This is a genomic window from Bradyrhizobium sp. Ec3.3, assembly GCF_000472925.1.
Taxonomy (GTDB): domain Bacteria; phylum Pseudomonadota; class Alphaproteobacteria; order Rhizobiales; family Xanthobacteraceae; genus Bradyrhizobium.
In genome coordinates this window covers 155,099-170,475 of record NZ_AXAS01000007.1, presented here as the reverse complement: position 1 = coordinate 170,475, position 15,377 = coordinate 155,099, and the positions used below count along the sequence as shown (strand labels likewise).

9 protein-coding genes are annotated in these 15,377 nt (G+C 59.4%); 5 read left to right on the top strand and 4 right to left on the bottom strand.

What is annotated here, in order from left to right; translation table 11 throughout:
* Positions 1–29 precede the first annotated feature (29 nt).
* Complete coding sequence (locus YUU_RS0108765; RefSeq protein WP_027522041.1) at positions 30–1,631, top strand: glycosyl hydrolase family 18 protein; 1,602 nt, start codon at positions 30–32, stop codon at positions 1,629–1,631.
* Between the two features lie 691 nt (positions 1,632–2,322).
* Here the strand turns inward: YUU_RS0108765 and YUU_RS62645 are convergent.
* The 4 genes from YUU_RS62645 to YUU_RS50420 all read right to left on the bottom strand — a co-directional run bounded on the left by YUU_RS62645 (position 2,323) and on the right by YUU_RS50420 (position 9,158).
* Positions 2,323–2,640 carry a hypothetical protein gene (locus YUU_RS62645; protein ID WP_254108779.1) on the bottom strand — a complete coding sequence of 106 codons (318 nt, stop codon included), beginning with the start codon at positions 2,638–2,640 and terminating at the stop codon, positions 2,323–2,325.
* 1,053 nt (positions 2,641–3,693) lie between these two features.
* On the bottom strand, positions 3,694–5,145 hold the full coding sequence (locus YUU_RS0108750) for a pitrilysin family protein (RefSeq protein ID WP_084801375.1): 1,452 nt from the start codon (positions 5,143–5,145) through the stop codon (positions 3,694–3,696).
* Positions 5,064–6,356 (bottom strand): pitrilysin family protein, encoded by a 1,293-nt coding sequence (locus YUU_RS0108745; protein WP_245287973.1) that lies wholly within the window; start codon positions 6,354–6,356, stop codon positions 5,064–5,066. Before YUU_RS0108745 ends, YUU_RS0108750 begins: the two co-directional genes overlap by 82 nt.
* Before the next feature lie 1,080 nt (positions 6,357–7,436).
* Positions 7,437–9,158 carry an outer membrane beta-barrel protein gene (locus YUU_RS50420; protein ID WP_084801374.1) on the bottom strand — a complete coding sequence of 574 codons (1,722 nt, stop codon included), beginning with the start codon at positions 9,156–9,158 and terminating at the stop codon, positions 7,437–7,439.
* A 631-nt stretch (positions 9,159–9,789) separates the two neighbouring features.
* Here YUU_RS50420 and YUU_RS62640 point away from each other — a divergent pair.
* From YUU_RS62640 to YUU_RS0108700, 4 genes are all read left to right on the top strand, one after another.
* Complete coding sequence (locus YUU_RS62640) at positions 9,790–9,930, top strand: hypothetical protein (RefSeq protein ID WP_371260476.1); 141 nt, start codon at positions 9,790–9,792, stop codon at positions 9,928–9,930.
* Positions 9,931–10,019: 89 nt separating this feature from the next.
* A complete protein-coding gene (locus YUU_RS0108715) occupies positions 10,020–10,301 on the top strand; it encodes a BrnA antitoxin family protein (RefSeq protein WP_027522036.1) in 282 nt (93 codons plus the stop codon).
* Between the two features lie 1,289 nt (positions 10,302–11,590).
* Positions 11,591–12,709 (top strand): DNA repair exonuclease, encoded by a 1,119-nt coding sequence (locus YUU_RS0108705; RefSeq protein ID WP_027522035.1) that lies wholly within the window; start codon positions 11,591–11,593, stop codon positions 12,707–12,709.
* Complete coding sequence (locus YUU_RS0108700; protein WP_027522034.1) at positions 12,709–15,345, top strand: AAA family ATPase; 2,637 nt, start codon at positions 12,709–12,711, stop codon at positions 15,343–15,345. The genes YUU_RS0108705 and YUU_RS0108700 overlap by 1 nt, the downstream gene beginning before the upstream one ends.
* The last annotated feature ends 32 nt before the right edge of the window (positions 15,346–15,377 follow it).

Below are 15,377 nucleotides of genomic sequence, written 5' to 3'. Positions count from 1 at the left end.
CCGTCGATCTTGTCAAAAGGAAAAAAATGATGAGCGGCAGAAGAACATTGCGCCTGGCTTTGTTGTCGATCATGCTTGCATCTTGCCTTGCAGGGAATGGGCTCGCGGCGCCCACAATTTCGGCATATTACCTGACTGGCCCCGGCGCAGAAAAAGGCACGCCGGACTACTACGCGAGTCTGGAAAATCTCAAGGAGCTCAGCGAGAAGATCGAGCACGATCAGACGAATTTCAACAGCCTCGTGCTGTCGTTCGTGCAGCCCAGTTTGACCAAATACACATCGAACGATCTAACCTGCACGGGACTTTTTGGTTATACCTGTAGCAGTGACAAAGGCACAACCAAGGCTGTCTCTACGAAGAACAGAGATCCGAAAGCCGATTTCGAGACTCTGAAAAGGATCGTCGCCGATCTAAGAGCCCATGGCGTGCAAACCTCCATAGCAGTCGGCGGATGGAATTTCAGTTGTTATCCCAATATCTACGATGCGACGGCAGGAAAGAGCAATTCATGCGGCCCCGAGGATGAAGTGTATGATACCTTTCCGAACCCTTCGACTGAAATACCTCGTCCTCAATTTGAAAGCGGCATCATAGGAAGCGGCGCGGACAGCGCATACAAGAACATCGTTGCGCTCGCAAATGATCTTGGGGTTACGGGCATCGATGTCGATTATGAAGAGTTCTGGCACGCCGACATCAATGCCAAGTCTTGGACGTTGACTCCCGACAAACTCACGCCGCCCGCACCGACCAATGATGCGATGAAAGCGGAGATGCTAGACGACAAGGCCTTGATGCAGCTTGGCATCGGAGCTGACGTATTTGGCGACGCCATGAAACTCAATCCTGACAGCGACAAGCTTCCACGTGCTATGCCGCGGACGGTCGAGAAGTTCGCTGCGATTCTGAAATCGTTGGACAACGCGATCACAAGCATCAATCGATCCTTGAAGCTCAGCGTTGCAGCCCCTGCCAACGGTGGGATCCCGAATATGTCGGCCAATTGGGACACTGTCGCTCCGAACTCGGGCATTTATGGAGGTGTATGGCGGGGCGGCAATCTTTATGGCCTGATCTACAACACCGCCCTCCTCCACAAAGCGGAGATAGACAAGTTAAGCCAGGTCGGCATTATGTCCTACGATCTTGGTGAACTGGACTGTGAGCGCACCCGTCCCGGGACTCACATTCCATGTGATCTCGTAGGACAAGTAAACTATTACTATGCGCAGTCCGCGGTTTGGCTCAAAAATGGCAACGGACTACCGGCAGATTCGAAGTTTGCAGACTTGCACGCAAAAGTCTCAGGATCGAGAACCGGCGCTCGAGCCTCAATTCAGCCCCGCAAACTCCTGATCACGCCACCGATCGCGGTCGGCTTTGAAGTGGGACAACCAGCAAGCGGGAATCTGCCACTTACCAGAGATGATCTGACGAAGATCATAGATGAGACAATCAAGCATTCTCGGTCAGGGATCATCATGTGGGATTTATACAAAAACGTCCGCTTCGATCGAGATCAATGGAAACCGAACTGGGCTAGCCCGAAGGACGTGCTGAAGGAAGCTTGCACGAAAATGGGGCTTTCCGGACAGTATTATAACTGCGAGGCCAACATCCCACGCTAGAGGAGATCCAGTTACTCAAGATCATATCCTGCTGCCTTGAAGGCGGGTTCTGCCGGCGTCAGTTTATCGAAAGCGAAAGCCGATAGCCTCCCATAGGGCCGTGATTGTCTGCTCGGCCGTGGCTTGCCAGATTGCCTGGAGCCGTGACTGCGACCGGGTGGGATAGCGACCTGCTAGATGCACATGAGTTTTGCCAAGGAGCACGCTTGGATCTCACGAACTCTTACGTGTGAACAAGATCGGAGACCATGCCTTGAGCCCTCTTAGCGAGCGCTGGCGAATGCGCACTGATCGCGAAGTGCTAACGGCGAATTCGCTCCGAGCGGCTGCCGTTGTGCACAGTGAGAATAAATCGTGCTTGGATCGTCACTCGAATTGACTGGATCTCGATCCACGATGTGCATGAACGAGAAACTCGTGTGAGTGGCTCCAGAGCCCGGTGCCATGGAAAGTGTTGTTGCACCTCGATCATCGCTCATCGTATGAGCTGCTCTCAAGTGCTTCAGCCGCGGATTTGTTGCGAAGAACTATCTGTTCGTCCCTTCGGCATCCACCAACAAGCTGATTTGGACCGGCAGAACATCAACCACCTGCTCGCGATTCGCTATCATCGTACGAGCACGGCGTCCCGCCATTCATACCGTAGCCGGGACTTCGGAAATGACATGATGGGTGCCGCCGCGGCGCGGCGTCATTTCGGTTGAGCAGCTTCAGGCCAATCTGTGAACTCCAACTCGAACCGACGAGCACCGGCCGGCATGGTCGTAAATTTGACAGTCTTTCCGGAGAGAGCTGCCAGCGAGCCGGATGCGAACTTAAACGCCGTCTTACCCGAAGCTGCGATGCCAGCGGTCCTGTTGTTCTCCATGACTGAGGAGCCGATCCCCTCCAAGAGCTGACCAACTGCAAATCCTTCGAGCGCGCGGTGAACGTCGAGAGAAGCCAGGTACTTCCCTTTCTCACCGTCCCACTCGCTGACCGATATTCCCGTAATTCCCGCGTCCTTCAACAGCCCATCCGCGACGCGACAGGTGTATTGAAGGCTGACAATGATGTGCCCATTCCGATCGCCTACCGGCTCTCGATCCGTCCCGTCTATGGTGCAATCATAGCGTCGGGTGGAGTCCGCAAGTGCAACCGTATTCGGCCCGAGCAAACCGAAAACGGAACATAGTACAACAGTGAGAAGGTTTTTTTTCATTTGCCTATGCTTCGCGGATATGCCTCCGGAATGGTGTACAACTTAACGCTACGACCGATTCAAGCGCATTTGACGCGTTGGCGCTCCTCACTCTGGCAACGGACCATTCAGGGCTGATCCGACCGATAGGCACGCAAGTGCCAGCTGCCATGCGAAGTTTGATGCTGCTGGTGGGCAGCACCAGGAATACTTCGACCACGGGATGAATGACTGAAACCTGCTGACGATGCGAGAGAGGCGGCACTCGCGTCCAATCAGACAACTATATCCGACTCAGCAACCCGGAATTTATCGGCAAAGAACGCGCATGATGCGTAACAGAGACAGAAAGGCGAACGAGGCCTCGCTTCCGCCGAAGGAGCAAGACAACTCGAGCGATTGAAATACCGACAATGTCAAAACAAGGGATTTGCCTATAGTCGTCTGCGCAAGGTATCGAAAAACGATACCTTGCGCAGACATCTGCGGAAAATCGCCTATATGCGCGGGACTACCCTGAAGCGACCCGATGCTAGCGGGCGCTATCCGTCGTGCGCAAGGACCTTGTTGAGGGCAGCGACTGTCTGCAACTGCTCCTCTCCCGGCCGGGCGAGCGGGTGAACAACCTCTTCAAGCAAGGCTGCGAGAGCATCGGAACGCACCCGAGTTCGCCGAACGGATATTTCACCGACAATCTGCGGTCGAATACGCATTAGGAGAATTCAAGCGGGTCGCGGGTCGCGCATCGCCGTCTCTTAAGAAGTTAGCGGCGGAGCGCAGCCCATCAAACAACGTGCAAGAGGGAGATGTTTTGTTTCTTTTCGTGCACAGTCATGGAGGCGGCGAGTTCGATTTATGGATCGCGACTAGCCATAAAGCAGTTCAGTTCGAGTTCGTCGCGGGTGCTGCGGCGGGCTGCGCGGCCGCCTGGGGCGCGCGGCCGACGATGACGGTCAGGAGGCCCTGGCCCCACAGCCGCTTCGCGGCCTGCTTGGCGTCGTCCAGCGTCACGGCATCGACGATGGCATTGCGCTTCTCGATATAGTCGATCGGCAGCTTGTCCTGCTGATACTGCAGCAGCGCCTGCGCGAGCTTCGAAGAGGTATCGAGCGCCAGCATCTGCGAGCCCTTCAGATAAGACTTCGCCTCGTCGAGCTCCTTCTGCGTCGGTCCCTCCTCGGCGATGCGGCGCACCTCCTTCTCGATCGCATCGATGGTGTCGCCCGCGCGGTCGGCGCGCGTGCCGGTGTTGCCGATGAAGACGGCCGAGTGCTCCATCCACAGCAGCGCTTCAAACAGCGAATAGGCGAGCCCTCGCTTCTCGCGCACCTCGCGGTAGAGCCGGGAGGACAATCCGCCGCCGCCCAGGATGTGGTTGACGACGTAGGCGGCCATGAAGTTCGGATCGCTGCGCTTCACGCCGGGGCCGCCGAAGGTGATCACGGTCTGCGGCACGTCGAGCGGCACGAAGGCGCGCCCCGGCGGCGCGGCTGCCTCGACGTCGGCGACCGGGGTGAGGTTCGCCTTGGCCGGTAGGCTGCCAAAGGTCTTGTCGAGCAGCTTGCCGAGGGTTGCCGGGTCGACGTCGCCGACGACAGCAACCTTCAGCGTGTCCCTGGCCAGCACGCGGCCGACATAATCCTTCATGTCGGCGACCGTGATGGTCGGCACGCTTTCCAGCGTCCCGCTGGTCTGCCGACCGTAGGGATGATCGCCGAAGGCCATCTCCACGAACTTGCGGCCGGCAAGCGCGGTCGGATTGGTGGTGCGGCGGCGCAGGCCGGAGATCACCTGGGAACGGATACGCTCGACATCGGCGGTGTCGAAATGCGGTGAGGTCAGCGCCATCCGCAACAGGTCAAAGGCCTCGTCCTTGTTGTCGCGGAGCATACGCAGGCTGCCTCGGAACGTGTCACGGCCGGCGTTGAAGGAGAGCTCGATGGCGCGGCGGTCGAGCCGCTCGTGGAAGGTCTTGGAATCGAGATCGCCGGAGCCTTCGTCGAGAAGGTCGCCGACGAGGTTGGCGACGCCCGGCTTGTCCTTGGGATCCTGCGACGCACCACCGGCAAAGGAATACTCCATCGCGATCAGCGGCACGGTCGCATCCTGCACGAACCAGGCTTCGATGCCGTCCGGCGAGACCAAATGCTCAATCTTGGCAGCGGCGAACGACGGCGCGGCCGCCCCGAGCGAGACTACGAGTCCGCCTGCAAGGGAGAGCGCAGTGCGTCGAGTGCAAAGGAAGGACTGGTTCACAAACGCTTCTCCTCGCGCTTGGCGGTGGTGGTGTCCTTGATCAGATAGCCGGTGACCGAGCGCTTCTTCTCGAGCCATTTCTGCGCGGCGGCGCGTACCTGGTCGGCGGTCACGGCGCGGATGCGATCGGGCCAACTGCGGATGTCCTCGATGGACAGGCCCGTCGTCAACGCGCCACCGTACCATTGCGCCAGCACCGCCTGACTGTCCTGGGCGTAGATCGCTCTCGCGATGAGCCGGCTCTTGATCCGTTCGAGATCCTCGGCACGGATGGGGTTCTGCACGATGTCGGCGATCACGTTGTCGATGACCTGCTCGACCTCCGCGAAGCTGACGCCCTGCTTGGGCGAGGCCGCGATCGAGAACTGGCTCGGGTCGAGCGAGATGCTCGAATAGCTGGCGCTGACGGAGACCGCGAGCGGTTTGTCGACGACGAGCGCGCGGTAGAGATAGGAGTTGCTGCCGCCCCCCATCAATTGCGCGAGCACCTCGAGTGCCTCGCTCTCGCCGGGCGCCGCGGTCGCGGCTGAGGGCACGAGATAAATGCGCTGCACGCTCGGCTGCTCGACGCGCGGATCGGACAGCGTGACGGTGCGCGGGCCGGCGGGCTCCGGCTCCTGGGGACGGATGCGTTGTGCGGAAATCGCGGGCCGGGCCGGTATCCAGCCGAAATTGTACTCGGCCAGCAGGCGCACGTCGGCGGTTGCGACGTCGCCAGCGATCACCAGGATCGCATTGTTCGGTGCATAAAAGCGGCGGTAGAAGGCAAGCGCGTCCTCGCGATCCAACTTTTCGATTTCTCGTCGCCAACCGATGATCGGCCGTCCATAGGGGTGATTGAGGTAGAGCGCTCCCACCATCTGCTCGTACAGCCGCGCCTCGGGACTGTTGGCAACCCGCATGTTGTGCTCTTCGAGCACGACGTCGCGCTCGGCTCGCACGTTCTCATCCTTCAGAACCAGGCCAGTCATCCGGTCGGCCTCGAGGTCCATCATGGTCGACAGTTGTTCGCGCGGGACGCGCTGAAAATAGGCCGTGAAATCAGTGGACGTGAAGGCGTTTTGGTTTCCACCGACGCGATGCACGATCTGCGATAGCTCACCGAGCGCGTGCTCCTCCGTGCCTTTGAACATGAGATGTTCGAGAAAATGGGCGAGTCCGGATTTGCCCGGCGCCTCATCTGCGGAGCCTACTTTGTACCAGATCATCTGCGTCACCACCGGTGTGCGATGGTCCGGGATCACGACCACTTGCAGGCCGTTACCAAGCGCAAAGCTGGTGAGTCGCATGGAGCTCGCAAGACTCTCGTCTGATACGCCGGCTATTACGAAAGCGCACGTCAGGACCCGCGCCAGAAGGCAAACGACCGATCGCGATGAGGACGTCGGAAGTCCTGACAGCAGCCGTAGTAGATTTTTCGAAACGAAAGCCCGATCGGGCCTTCGAAGGGGCGCGGCATTGTTTTTAAAACGGTTCGTCAACCGCTGGATCGGCATGGCTTTTTGCAAGCGCCATCGCGATTGGTTCTGTATGAGGAATGTGGTCATGATCGAAGTCATCTGTCGGATGCTCCATGCTTTTGGATAACCAATCGACAGATCCCCTTGCTTCAGGGGATATCGTCGGCCAGGCGCGTCGCCGACGAACCCAAAGCATTAGTCGTGCCAAAGGAGAAACTGTTTGAACTGCAACGTGATCGCCCTAAGCAGCCTGTCAGCATCTTCACACATCGTCATACATCGGACACGGTGCGCGCGTTGGAACAGGTGCGGCTATCGAGAGACTCCTTCTTGCGAATCACAGTTGCACCCGCCCAGCGCGTTGCTGGCCTGCCCACTTTCTGGAATGAGATGACCAAGTGCATGGGTGGCCGCGATCAGCGCCAGTTCGAGAACTTGTGCAAGGTCCCAGCAGGATGCCGCTGTTCGGTTTGTGGTCAGCTCGGCGGTCTAGGCTGCAGAAAGCTGCGATCGACGTTTCACAACCGTTAAACTTGCGCGAGCGTAGAAATGGCGGCTGTGGCGCGAGTGCAGAACGATCTTGAGACCAGGAGCTTGCAATAGAGAAATCGACGCGCGATTTGCAGTTGCCGCATCTGACCGTGATCGAACGCCATTTTATCAAAGGCCAATCACGCATTTGGGATGTAGGGGAGCGTAATGGCAGATCTGTCGGCTAAAGCACATCATTCTAACCGCCGGCAGCGCCTGGCCTCCCGTCATAACGATGAAAGCTTTTGAGCTTTGACGGCTCAAAAGCTTGCAGTTTGCAGCCTCCGGCCGACTCGAGGCACGGCACCTAAGCTTTCGCCTTTGATGGTCGCCCTCTAGTCGGTGTCTTTCGACGCGTAGAGCGAGGGGGGAACGAGTTTAGTGAAACTTGTAGGAGACCTGCAGGAACGTGCCCCATCGTTCCATGCGATAGTTCGCAAGGTAGGGCCCAGAGGTGACGGGAAAGGTGCGCGCCTGCTCGGCTTGGGTGGCGAATTGCTCACTATCTCTCGGACTCCACATCGCCCAGTAACGGCCGCCGACGCCGACGCTGAAATTGCTGGTGATGAGGTACGATAGAACGCCTTCTATTTGTACCCCATGGCCACCACTCCCGCGATGATCGATGAAGGTCGTGAGGTCGCGCAGCAGATGATTGTCGCGCCCCTGGAAATCCGTCCAGGGCAAATAGGCGACATCGGCGCTCACGCGCCAACGATCGAGAAACATGGTCTCAGCGGTGAGGCCGATGCGCAGCGCATTCCAGTTGGTATCTTGGCTGCCAATTGTCCTTTGATCGCCCGGCGCGAGACATTGAAGCGACGCGATCCGAACGCATCCTGTCGAATCGGACTTTTGGCCGTAATAGGTCCAGCCGGTGAACCCACCGATCTTGTACGTGCTCCCACGCAAAAAATCATAGCCCGCATCGGCCGTGTAGTACATGAACCTTCCGTTTGCCTGACCCGAGATCGTGTTGGTATAGGCCATGGGATCGCCGGCGTCCCAAACTAAGCCCCAATCTTCATCATTCTCATTCCCGCTGTTAAAGAGCCCGAATCCGATATTGCCCTTCAGGAAGATCCCCCAGGGGCTGTCAACCCGTTCGAACAACTCACCGGAAATCCCATCCAGCTTGTGATAGGTCAGCCTCGACACAAGACCGGGCGGACCATTTTCCCATTGAAATTTTCCTCGGCTCAGCCAGAGCCGTGTGCCGCTTTCAAGCGACCAGCCTGCGGCGAAGGGAATAGCCGGCGCGCTAAAGGTCGGCTTTATCGGATAGAGCGGCGTATCCGGCCATCGCGGCGTCAATGCATCGGCGTCAAAATGGTAGTTCAGAGCGATCTTGCCGATCTGGTAGCCGCTGGTCAGGTGAGCGGTGTTAGCTGGCACCGTTGCCAAGGGTGGATATTCTAGCGTCGAAGGGGTTGCCACACTTGGTCCGCCGAACTTCAGATAATCATATTCGAGACTGACCGACCACGCCGGCGTGAGCGCGTGTTCGACACCCGCGCCGATGATGCCTCCCCAACGACCATAGTCAAAATGGGTTGCATTCTGTGGCGCCCATCCGGAGGGGTATGGCTTGCTACGAAACTCGTTACCGTTGGCGATATCGCCGTGGTTGTGTTGCCAGGCCACACCTGCTTTGAAATAGGCAAGCGTGCGGCCCTGCGGGCCAAAGGCATAACCCAGCCGGCCGGTCCCGGTGACGAAGACGTCCGGACTTGCGTTGCAGTTTGCGCTCACGAGAACACCGGAAGCGGCAAGACAGGTGTTTGCACCGTCCGAGATGCCGCCGCTGACATCCAATTCAAGGCCAAAGATCCAGTGGTCTCTCTGCCAATTGTAACCGATCTGCGCTCCTGCCAGGAATACAGGGGTTTCGACCACGTCGCCATAGATCGAGGGACCGTAGGGATCACTAAATGATGTCCGGCCGTAGCCCCCGCCGACCTGCCCGCCGAAATATCCTCCGGTCCAGCTCCATAAGACAGGCGGGACCTTTACTGCCGGCTTAAAATCTGCCGAATTGACGACCCCGCTTGCAACGAGCGCTGCCGTTGCCGTCCCCCAAAACAAAAGTTCAGGTCTCATATCACCTCACGAACACACAACGCGCGCGCCAACTTGCAACGAAGGCCGAATGACCGACGTTGTCGCACTGCTTCCACGGGGCGAATGTTGTGCAGGATCCAGGCCATCGGACGCGGCGCGCATTCCCTGCAGTTGCTCGTCAGTGATGTCGCCTTCGCAACAAGACCGATGATCTTTGAAACAAGTCCGCGTCTGATGTAGGTCATACCGCGCGCGCTTGACGCTCGGCATCCAGCGGATGGATAGGGGGACGCTCTGTAATCGTCCGGTGACGATAGCGGCAGACGTGCTGTTGACTTACAAGATATGGATCACGCAGCCCTCAAGTAGGCCGCTCTGCCCGGATAGAGATTCCGAGTTGATTTGCTGAAGCATGTCGCGTTCTGGCCACATACGAAGCCAGTCGATCTCCACTCCTGCCGCCAACGCAAACAGCAACACACAGGGGGCCGAATGTATGTGATACGTCCCAGGGAAGTTGGGATCGTCCGGATGACGAAAGCGTTTGTACTTGGCCTCAGCCGCGCCCTCGATAGGATTGATGTACCTTGCCCGACCTGCAATGCAGGTCCGCCGAAATACGGCCACGTCTTGCTCCTGACATCCTACTATCTTAGCTACGAAATAATTCGTGAAGATCATTTGGGACGAACCAAAGCGGCTCGCCAATCTCGGCAAGCACGGGATGGATTTCGCCGATCTCAACGAGAAGTTCTTCGATACGGCTGTCGTCTTGGAAGCCAAGCGAGACCGTTATCGCGCATCGGCGTGAATATTCGCGACGCTATTTCGCGATGTACGGCAAGGAGACCGTCAGCATCATCAGCATGCGCCCAGCCAGTAAAGCAGAAAGGGAGCTCTATGAAGCGAATCGTCGCTAAGAAGCGCTATACCGCCAGCGATATGCGTGCTGTAAGCGATAACCCCGAATGGACTAATCGCGACTTTGCAAAGGCAAAAGCCATCCACGAGGTCTTCCCAACGATGCGAAAGGGCCGCGGCCCCAATAAGGCGTCTACGAAGAAGCTGGTTTCGCTGCGGCTCAGCCTCGTTGTTCTAGATCATTTCAAGGCTGGCGGCCCCAATTGGCAGAGCAGAATCGACGACGCGCTTGTGAAGATTGTTAAACGAAAGGCTGGATAGCCGATCCGTCTTTGACAGGAGCGCGGGAGTAATCCGATCGCGGATTTGCAAAGCGCGCTAAGATCTCCCTCGCTCCCGTTAAGGCAAAACGCCGAAGGTACGGCCTTCAGCAAAACCAAAGAACCGCAGCAATCCGAAAGCAGCGAAGCCCGGCAGAAAAGCCGGGCTTCGCCTCTCTTGAGACGGAGGGCAACTCCGCTCCCCTACTCTGTCGGCTGGCCAGTTTTGCCGTCCGACCTCAAAAGCCAAAGTCGAGTTGACGCGGCCAAGAACGCCAGTGCTCACAAACGTGCTCACGGCGTCCATGGCGTAGTCGCGTGTACGCGTTCACGTGCACGCGCTTTGGCCCCGAATTGGGATCATCTCCCATTTTGGTTCTCCATGGTTTGGCGGGTGGAAGCCCGCTGCTCCAACTGCTCTTTGCAGTTGCGCTTGCGTGGAGCCCGGCGTGAGCCGGTCATGGAGACGATGCCGACGCTAGCGGGTGACCGATTCTAACCGATTCGCGTAACCGAGTTGATCCTTGCGCCGCCTGCGCAGGCACATGCAGAGGACCCGAGAAGGTGCTGCTCAGCAGCGTTGGCGGCAGCGTCAGACAGGCGCGCCCCTTGCCGACTCTTCGTTGCAGAAATACTGCGCGACAGCGCCCATTGAAGCAGCTTTCCGGACGCTTGGGTGGGGGCTGACGCGAGACAAAACTTCTCGACGGCGAATATGATGCAGCGTCATTTGCGGCAGATCGTCACTCGAACATCCCCATAACCTCGAGATCATAAAGGAGATCAGGCTCGATACGGTGAGCTCGGACTTGCATTGGGACAGCAAGAACGGACGTTATCGAGTGCGACTTGAGGGAAATGGTGGAGCTTTCCGACGACCTGGTGATTACCGCAGCCCAGTTTGGTTGGGCGCACGATGGTTTGGCTATTTGATCTGGACGGTTATCTGTCCGCTGCTTGCAGCGCATTGGCCGCTCGACGCGGAAGCGATGACACCCACAGGGATTCGCTTGCTCGATCATCAGGAACGGAATAAGAGCGATGCATATTGAGAAGGAATTATCGAGTGCACTACGATTTCGACAAGCATCGCCGCGGGACCCCGATGGGTTTGAGCACTACCTTGCCGCGGCACAAGCAGTTCACCGGCTGAGCGGACCAGCGCTTAGCTGACCTTTCAAAAAGCGCGGCCGGAGCCTTCCCCTTCAATAGAGAACTGGAGGGGATAATGCTTCATGCTTTCCGCTAGGCGCACGATAGCACTGATCCGGATTTGGGCGAGGGAAGTTGATGCGATTCATACACACGTCGGACTGGCAGCTCGGTAAGCCGTTTGGACGAGTGCCCGACCAAGCTCGCACTGCTCTATTCGAAGCGCGTCTCGATGCGATTGACACGCTTGCCGCCGCGGCGCGCCGCGAAGGCGCAGACCTCGTGCTGGTGGCCGGCGATGTGTTCGATAGTCCAGAACCAGGTGACCGCGTCTATCGTCAGGCGCTCACGCGCATGAAGGCCGCATCAGATATACGCTGGGTCCTGCTTCCGGGCAATCACGATCCGGCGCGTGCCGACGGTCTCTGGAGCCGTCTCATCGGCGAGGTGCCCGACACTGTAACCGTGTGCCTCGAACCACGGCCTCTCGAACTCAAGGATGGATTCTGGCTGCTCCCTGCCCCGCTGCAGTTCAAGCGGGCGCTAGAAGACCCGACTGCATGGTTCGATTTCGCGGAAACCCCCGCGGGCGCGAAGCGCATCGGTCTCGCACATGGTCCAATCCGAGATTTCGGTTCCCGCGGAACGGCTGGAAACCTGATTGCGCCGGATCGAGCGCGCCGGTCCGGCCTCACCTATCTTGCACTCGGCGACTGGCACAGCCGGCACGAAATCGATCCCAACACCTATTATTCTGGAACGCCTGAACCTGATGATTTCGGCCGCGAGGTGAGCGGCGTCGCGCTTTGCGTGGACCTAGGGTTCGAAAGGCCAAGTGTAGCGGACCTATCGACCGGGCGCTACCATTGGAGAGCGGAAACTTGGTCGCTCAGCAGCGCGGCCGACCTGAACGTCTTGCTCGCCGGTCTGGCCCCTGCCGTCGAGCGTCGAAACCTTATCTTGCGTCTTAAATTATCTGGCCTTCTCACACTCGCAGAGCGAGTGGTTCTACGCGACCGGCTCGAAGGAGAGCTGGCGCACGAAGTGCGCTGGCTTGACCTCAATCTCGACGATCTCTATGCGCGTCCGACCGATGCGGACCTCGCTGACATCGATGCCCATGGCGTGCTGCACGTGGCTGCCGAACGCCTGCAGGCCTTGTCTGCGGAAGGCGGTGTGCTCGCCAAGCGCGCTGCCGCCGCGCTCGAGCGCCTTTATGTCGAACAGCGCCGAGCCGCCCGCGCGGAGGCACACTGATGCTGATCCGCGACCTCGCTATCGATAATTTCCGAAAGTTTCGCCGGCCGATCCGGCTGGCCGGCTTCAAGGCCGGCTTGAACCTGGTGTGCGACCAAAATGAAGCAGGCAAGTCGACAGCGCTTGAGGCATTGCGAGCAGTGTTGTTCGAACGGCATGGATCGCGAAGCGATCGCATTCGTTCGTTTCGGCCGCATGGCGACGATGTAGCGCCCTCTGTCGATTTGACTTTCGAGATCAGGGGCGATGTCTGGAGGCTGCGCAAACGCTTCCTCCAGAACGCTTCGGTGGAGCTCGAAGGGCCCAATGGGCGCGCGACTGGCGACGAAGCCGAGGAACGCCTGCAAGCGCTACTTGGGTTCGCCCGCGCTGGCAATCGCGGCGCCGACGATGATAGTCGCGGGGCGCTAGGGTTGCTTTGGGTAGAGCAAGGCCAGTCCTTCGTGTTTGGAGTCCCGGGGCAAGGTGCCCGCCGGACGCTTGAGGAGGTCCTGGCCAGCGAGGTCGGCGTTGTAACCGGCGGCCAGCGTACGACTACAGTGCTGCAGGCCATTGAACGAAATCTTGCTGATTTTCAGACCCCGACGGGCCGCCCCGCCCGCCGCCTCCTTGAGGCTCAGGAAAGAGCAACTGCCGCATGCGAAGAGGCGCGCGTTGCACAGGCCGAGCTGGAGCAGTTCGATACAGTGCTCAATCGACTCGAGTCGAAGCGTAACGAGCAACGGCGGTTAGTTCGCGAACTCGAGGATCCCGAACAGGGCGAACGTCTCGCCCAACTGGAGGCCGATATCGATCGCGCGAAGGCCGCGGGACAAGCATTGCGCACTGCCGAAGCATTGCTGCGCGAAGCGACCGGCGAACGCGTGCGATTGGAAGCCCGTGAGGTATCTCGGCGCGAGTTACGCGACCAATCGGAGCGCGCCGAGCGGACCGCAGTGACCGTACGTCAGGTCGCCGCGGATCATGACGCCGTTCAGGGATCGGCCGAGCAGGCCGAAAGTGAGGCGGCCGCAACACTCGAGACCGCTCGGGTCGCCTTGCGCATGGCCGAGGAAGACAGGCTTTCAGCGCAACAAGCGCGAACTGCGCGAATGCGCCAGCACGCGCTTGCCGCAGCCTTTGCCCGCCTCGAGGCCGCCGAAAGGATTGCAGCCGAGCTCCAGGCGCGTCGCGGCGAAGTCGCGGCGATTCGGATGACGCTGGAAGCGAGCGCGCGGTTGCAGGACCTCGAACAGACCCTCGTCGAAGCCAAAGCGGCCGCCACCGCTGGCGCGGCCCTCATCAAGATCGATTTGCTGCAGACGGCGCCGCAAGTTCGCCTGAACGGCGCTCTGGTAGAGGGCAGCAGGCGCGTCTTCGTGACCGACACCCAGACTCTCGTGTTCGAAGGTATCGGAAGCGTGACGGTTACGCCGCCTGCTTCTGGAGCCCCTGCACAAGCCCGACTTCGTGCAGTAGAACAGGATCTCGCCGCGTTTCTCGCCGAGGTCGGCTGTACCGATACAATCACCGCCAAGGAGACGGCGCGAGCGCGTGTGGAAGCGACCCAAGCGGTCTCTGTGCTGTCGGCTCGACTTGCGGCCTCCTGTCCCGAGGATCCGGAGCTCGGCATTGCCGCAGGCCTGGATTCGCTGCGCGGCGCGCTCGCAGCCACAGACCGGCCAGCACAGCTCGCCGAGGATGGCACCGATCGAACTGAAGGCGATTTCGAAGAAGCCTGGCGGGCCGCGCGCACCGCTGAACGAGAAGCCGAGGGTCGTCGCCAGGCTGCGCTCGAGACGCTGCAGGAGGCGCAGCTCGCCCATGTTCGCCTGGCGGGTCAGGTCGAGCGCGCTGTAGCAGACGTTTCACGGCTCGGTGACCAACTCGCGACCGAGCTCGAAGCTTTCGACGATATTGCACTCGGCGCCGCATTGGCGGCTGCAAAGGCAACCGAAGCGCGTGCGATCGTTGCTCGCGACGAAGCGCGGCGCGCCGTCGAAGGGCTCGACGAGACCGTGCTGGTGCAGCGTCGCGACAATCTACGCAAGCGAGGCGAGCGACTGGCCACTGACAGGCTTGTTCTTGTGAGCGAAATCGCCCAGCTCGAAGAACGCGCCAAGACACTCGGCGGCACGGGGCCGACCAGCCGGGCGGCAGCCGCCGCCGAGCTCGCGGAGGCTGCGACCGCAGCACATGCCCGGCTGAAGGAGGAAGCCGAGATGCTCGCAATGCTCGCGGAGACCATCCGCGAAGCGCAACGCGATGCTGCCCGTCGTCTTCTTGCACCCATCACACAGCGCGTCACGCCCTTCGTCGGCCGGCTCTTGCCCAATGCATCGATCACATTCGCGGAGGATCTCCGTCCGATGCAGCTGTTGCGCGCCGGCCGCGAAGAAGCCACCGATGATCTCAGCAAGGGGACCCAGGAACAGCTTGCCGTCCTCACGCGCATCGCCTTTGCGGACCTACTCATCGAGAACGGAAAACCTGCCTCGCTTGTGCTCGATGACGCGCTGGTGTTTGCGGATGACGATCGCTTCGAAGTCATGCTGGAGATATTGACCGAAGCCGCCCAGCGCATGCAGATCATCATTTTGAGCTGCCGCACCAGCGCCTACCGCGGTCTCGAGGCTAACCGGATCATGCTTGCATGATAGCCCAAAGCGCATCTCAGCTGATCGCCGCA

Bases quoted from the DNA above. Each gene is read 5' to 3' on its own strand.
- YUU_RS0108765 (WP_027522041.1), top strand. From the start codon at position 30: ATGAGCGGCAGAAGAACATTGCGCCTGGCTTTGTTGTCGATCATGCTT.
- YUU_RS0108750 (WP_084801375.1), bottom strand. From the start codon at position 5,145: ATGGCTCGAGAAGAAGCGCTCGGTCACCGGCTATCTGATCAAGGACAC.
- YUU_RS0108745 (WP_245287973.1), bottom strand. From the start codon at position 6,356: ATGCGACTCACCAGCTTTGCGCTTGGTAACGGCCTGCAAGTGGTCGTG.
- YUU_RS50420 (WP_084801374.1), bottom strand. From the start codon at position 9,158: ATGAGACCTGAACTTTTGTTTTGGGGGACGGCAACGGCAGCGCTCGTT.
- YUU_RS0108715 (WP_027522036.1), top strand. From the start codon at position 10,020: ATGAAGCGAATCGTCGCTAAGAAGCGCTATACCGCCAGCGATATGCGT.
- YUU_RS0108705 (WP_027522035.1), top strand. From the start codon at position 11,591: ATGCGATTCATACACACGTCGGACTGGCAGCTCGGTAAGCCGTTTGGA.
- YUU_RS0108700 (WP_027522034.1), top strand. From the start codon at position 12,709: ATGCTGATCCGCGACCTCGCTATCGATAATTTCCGAAAGTTTCGCCGG.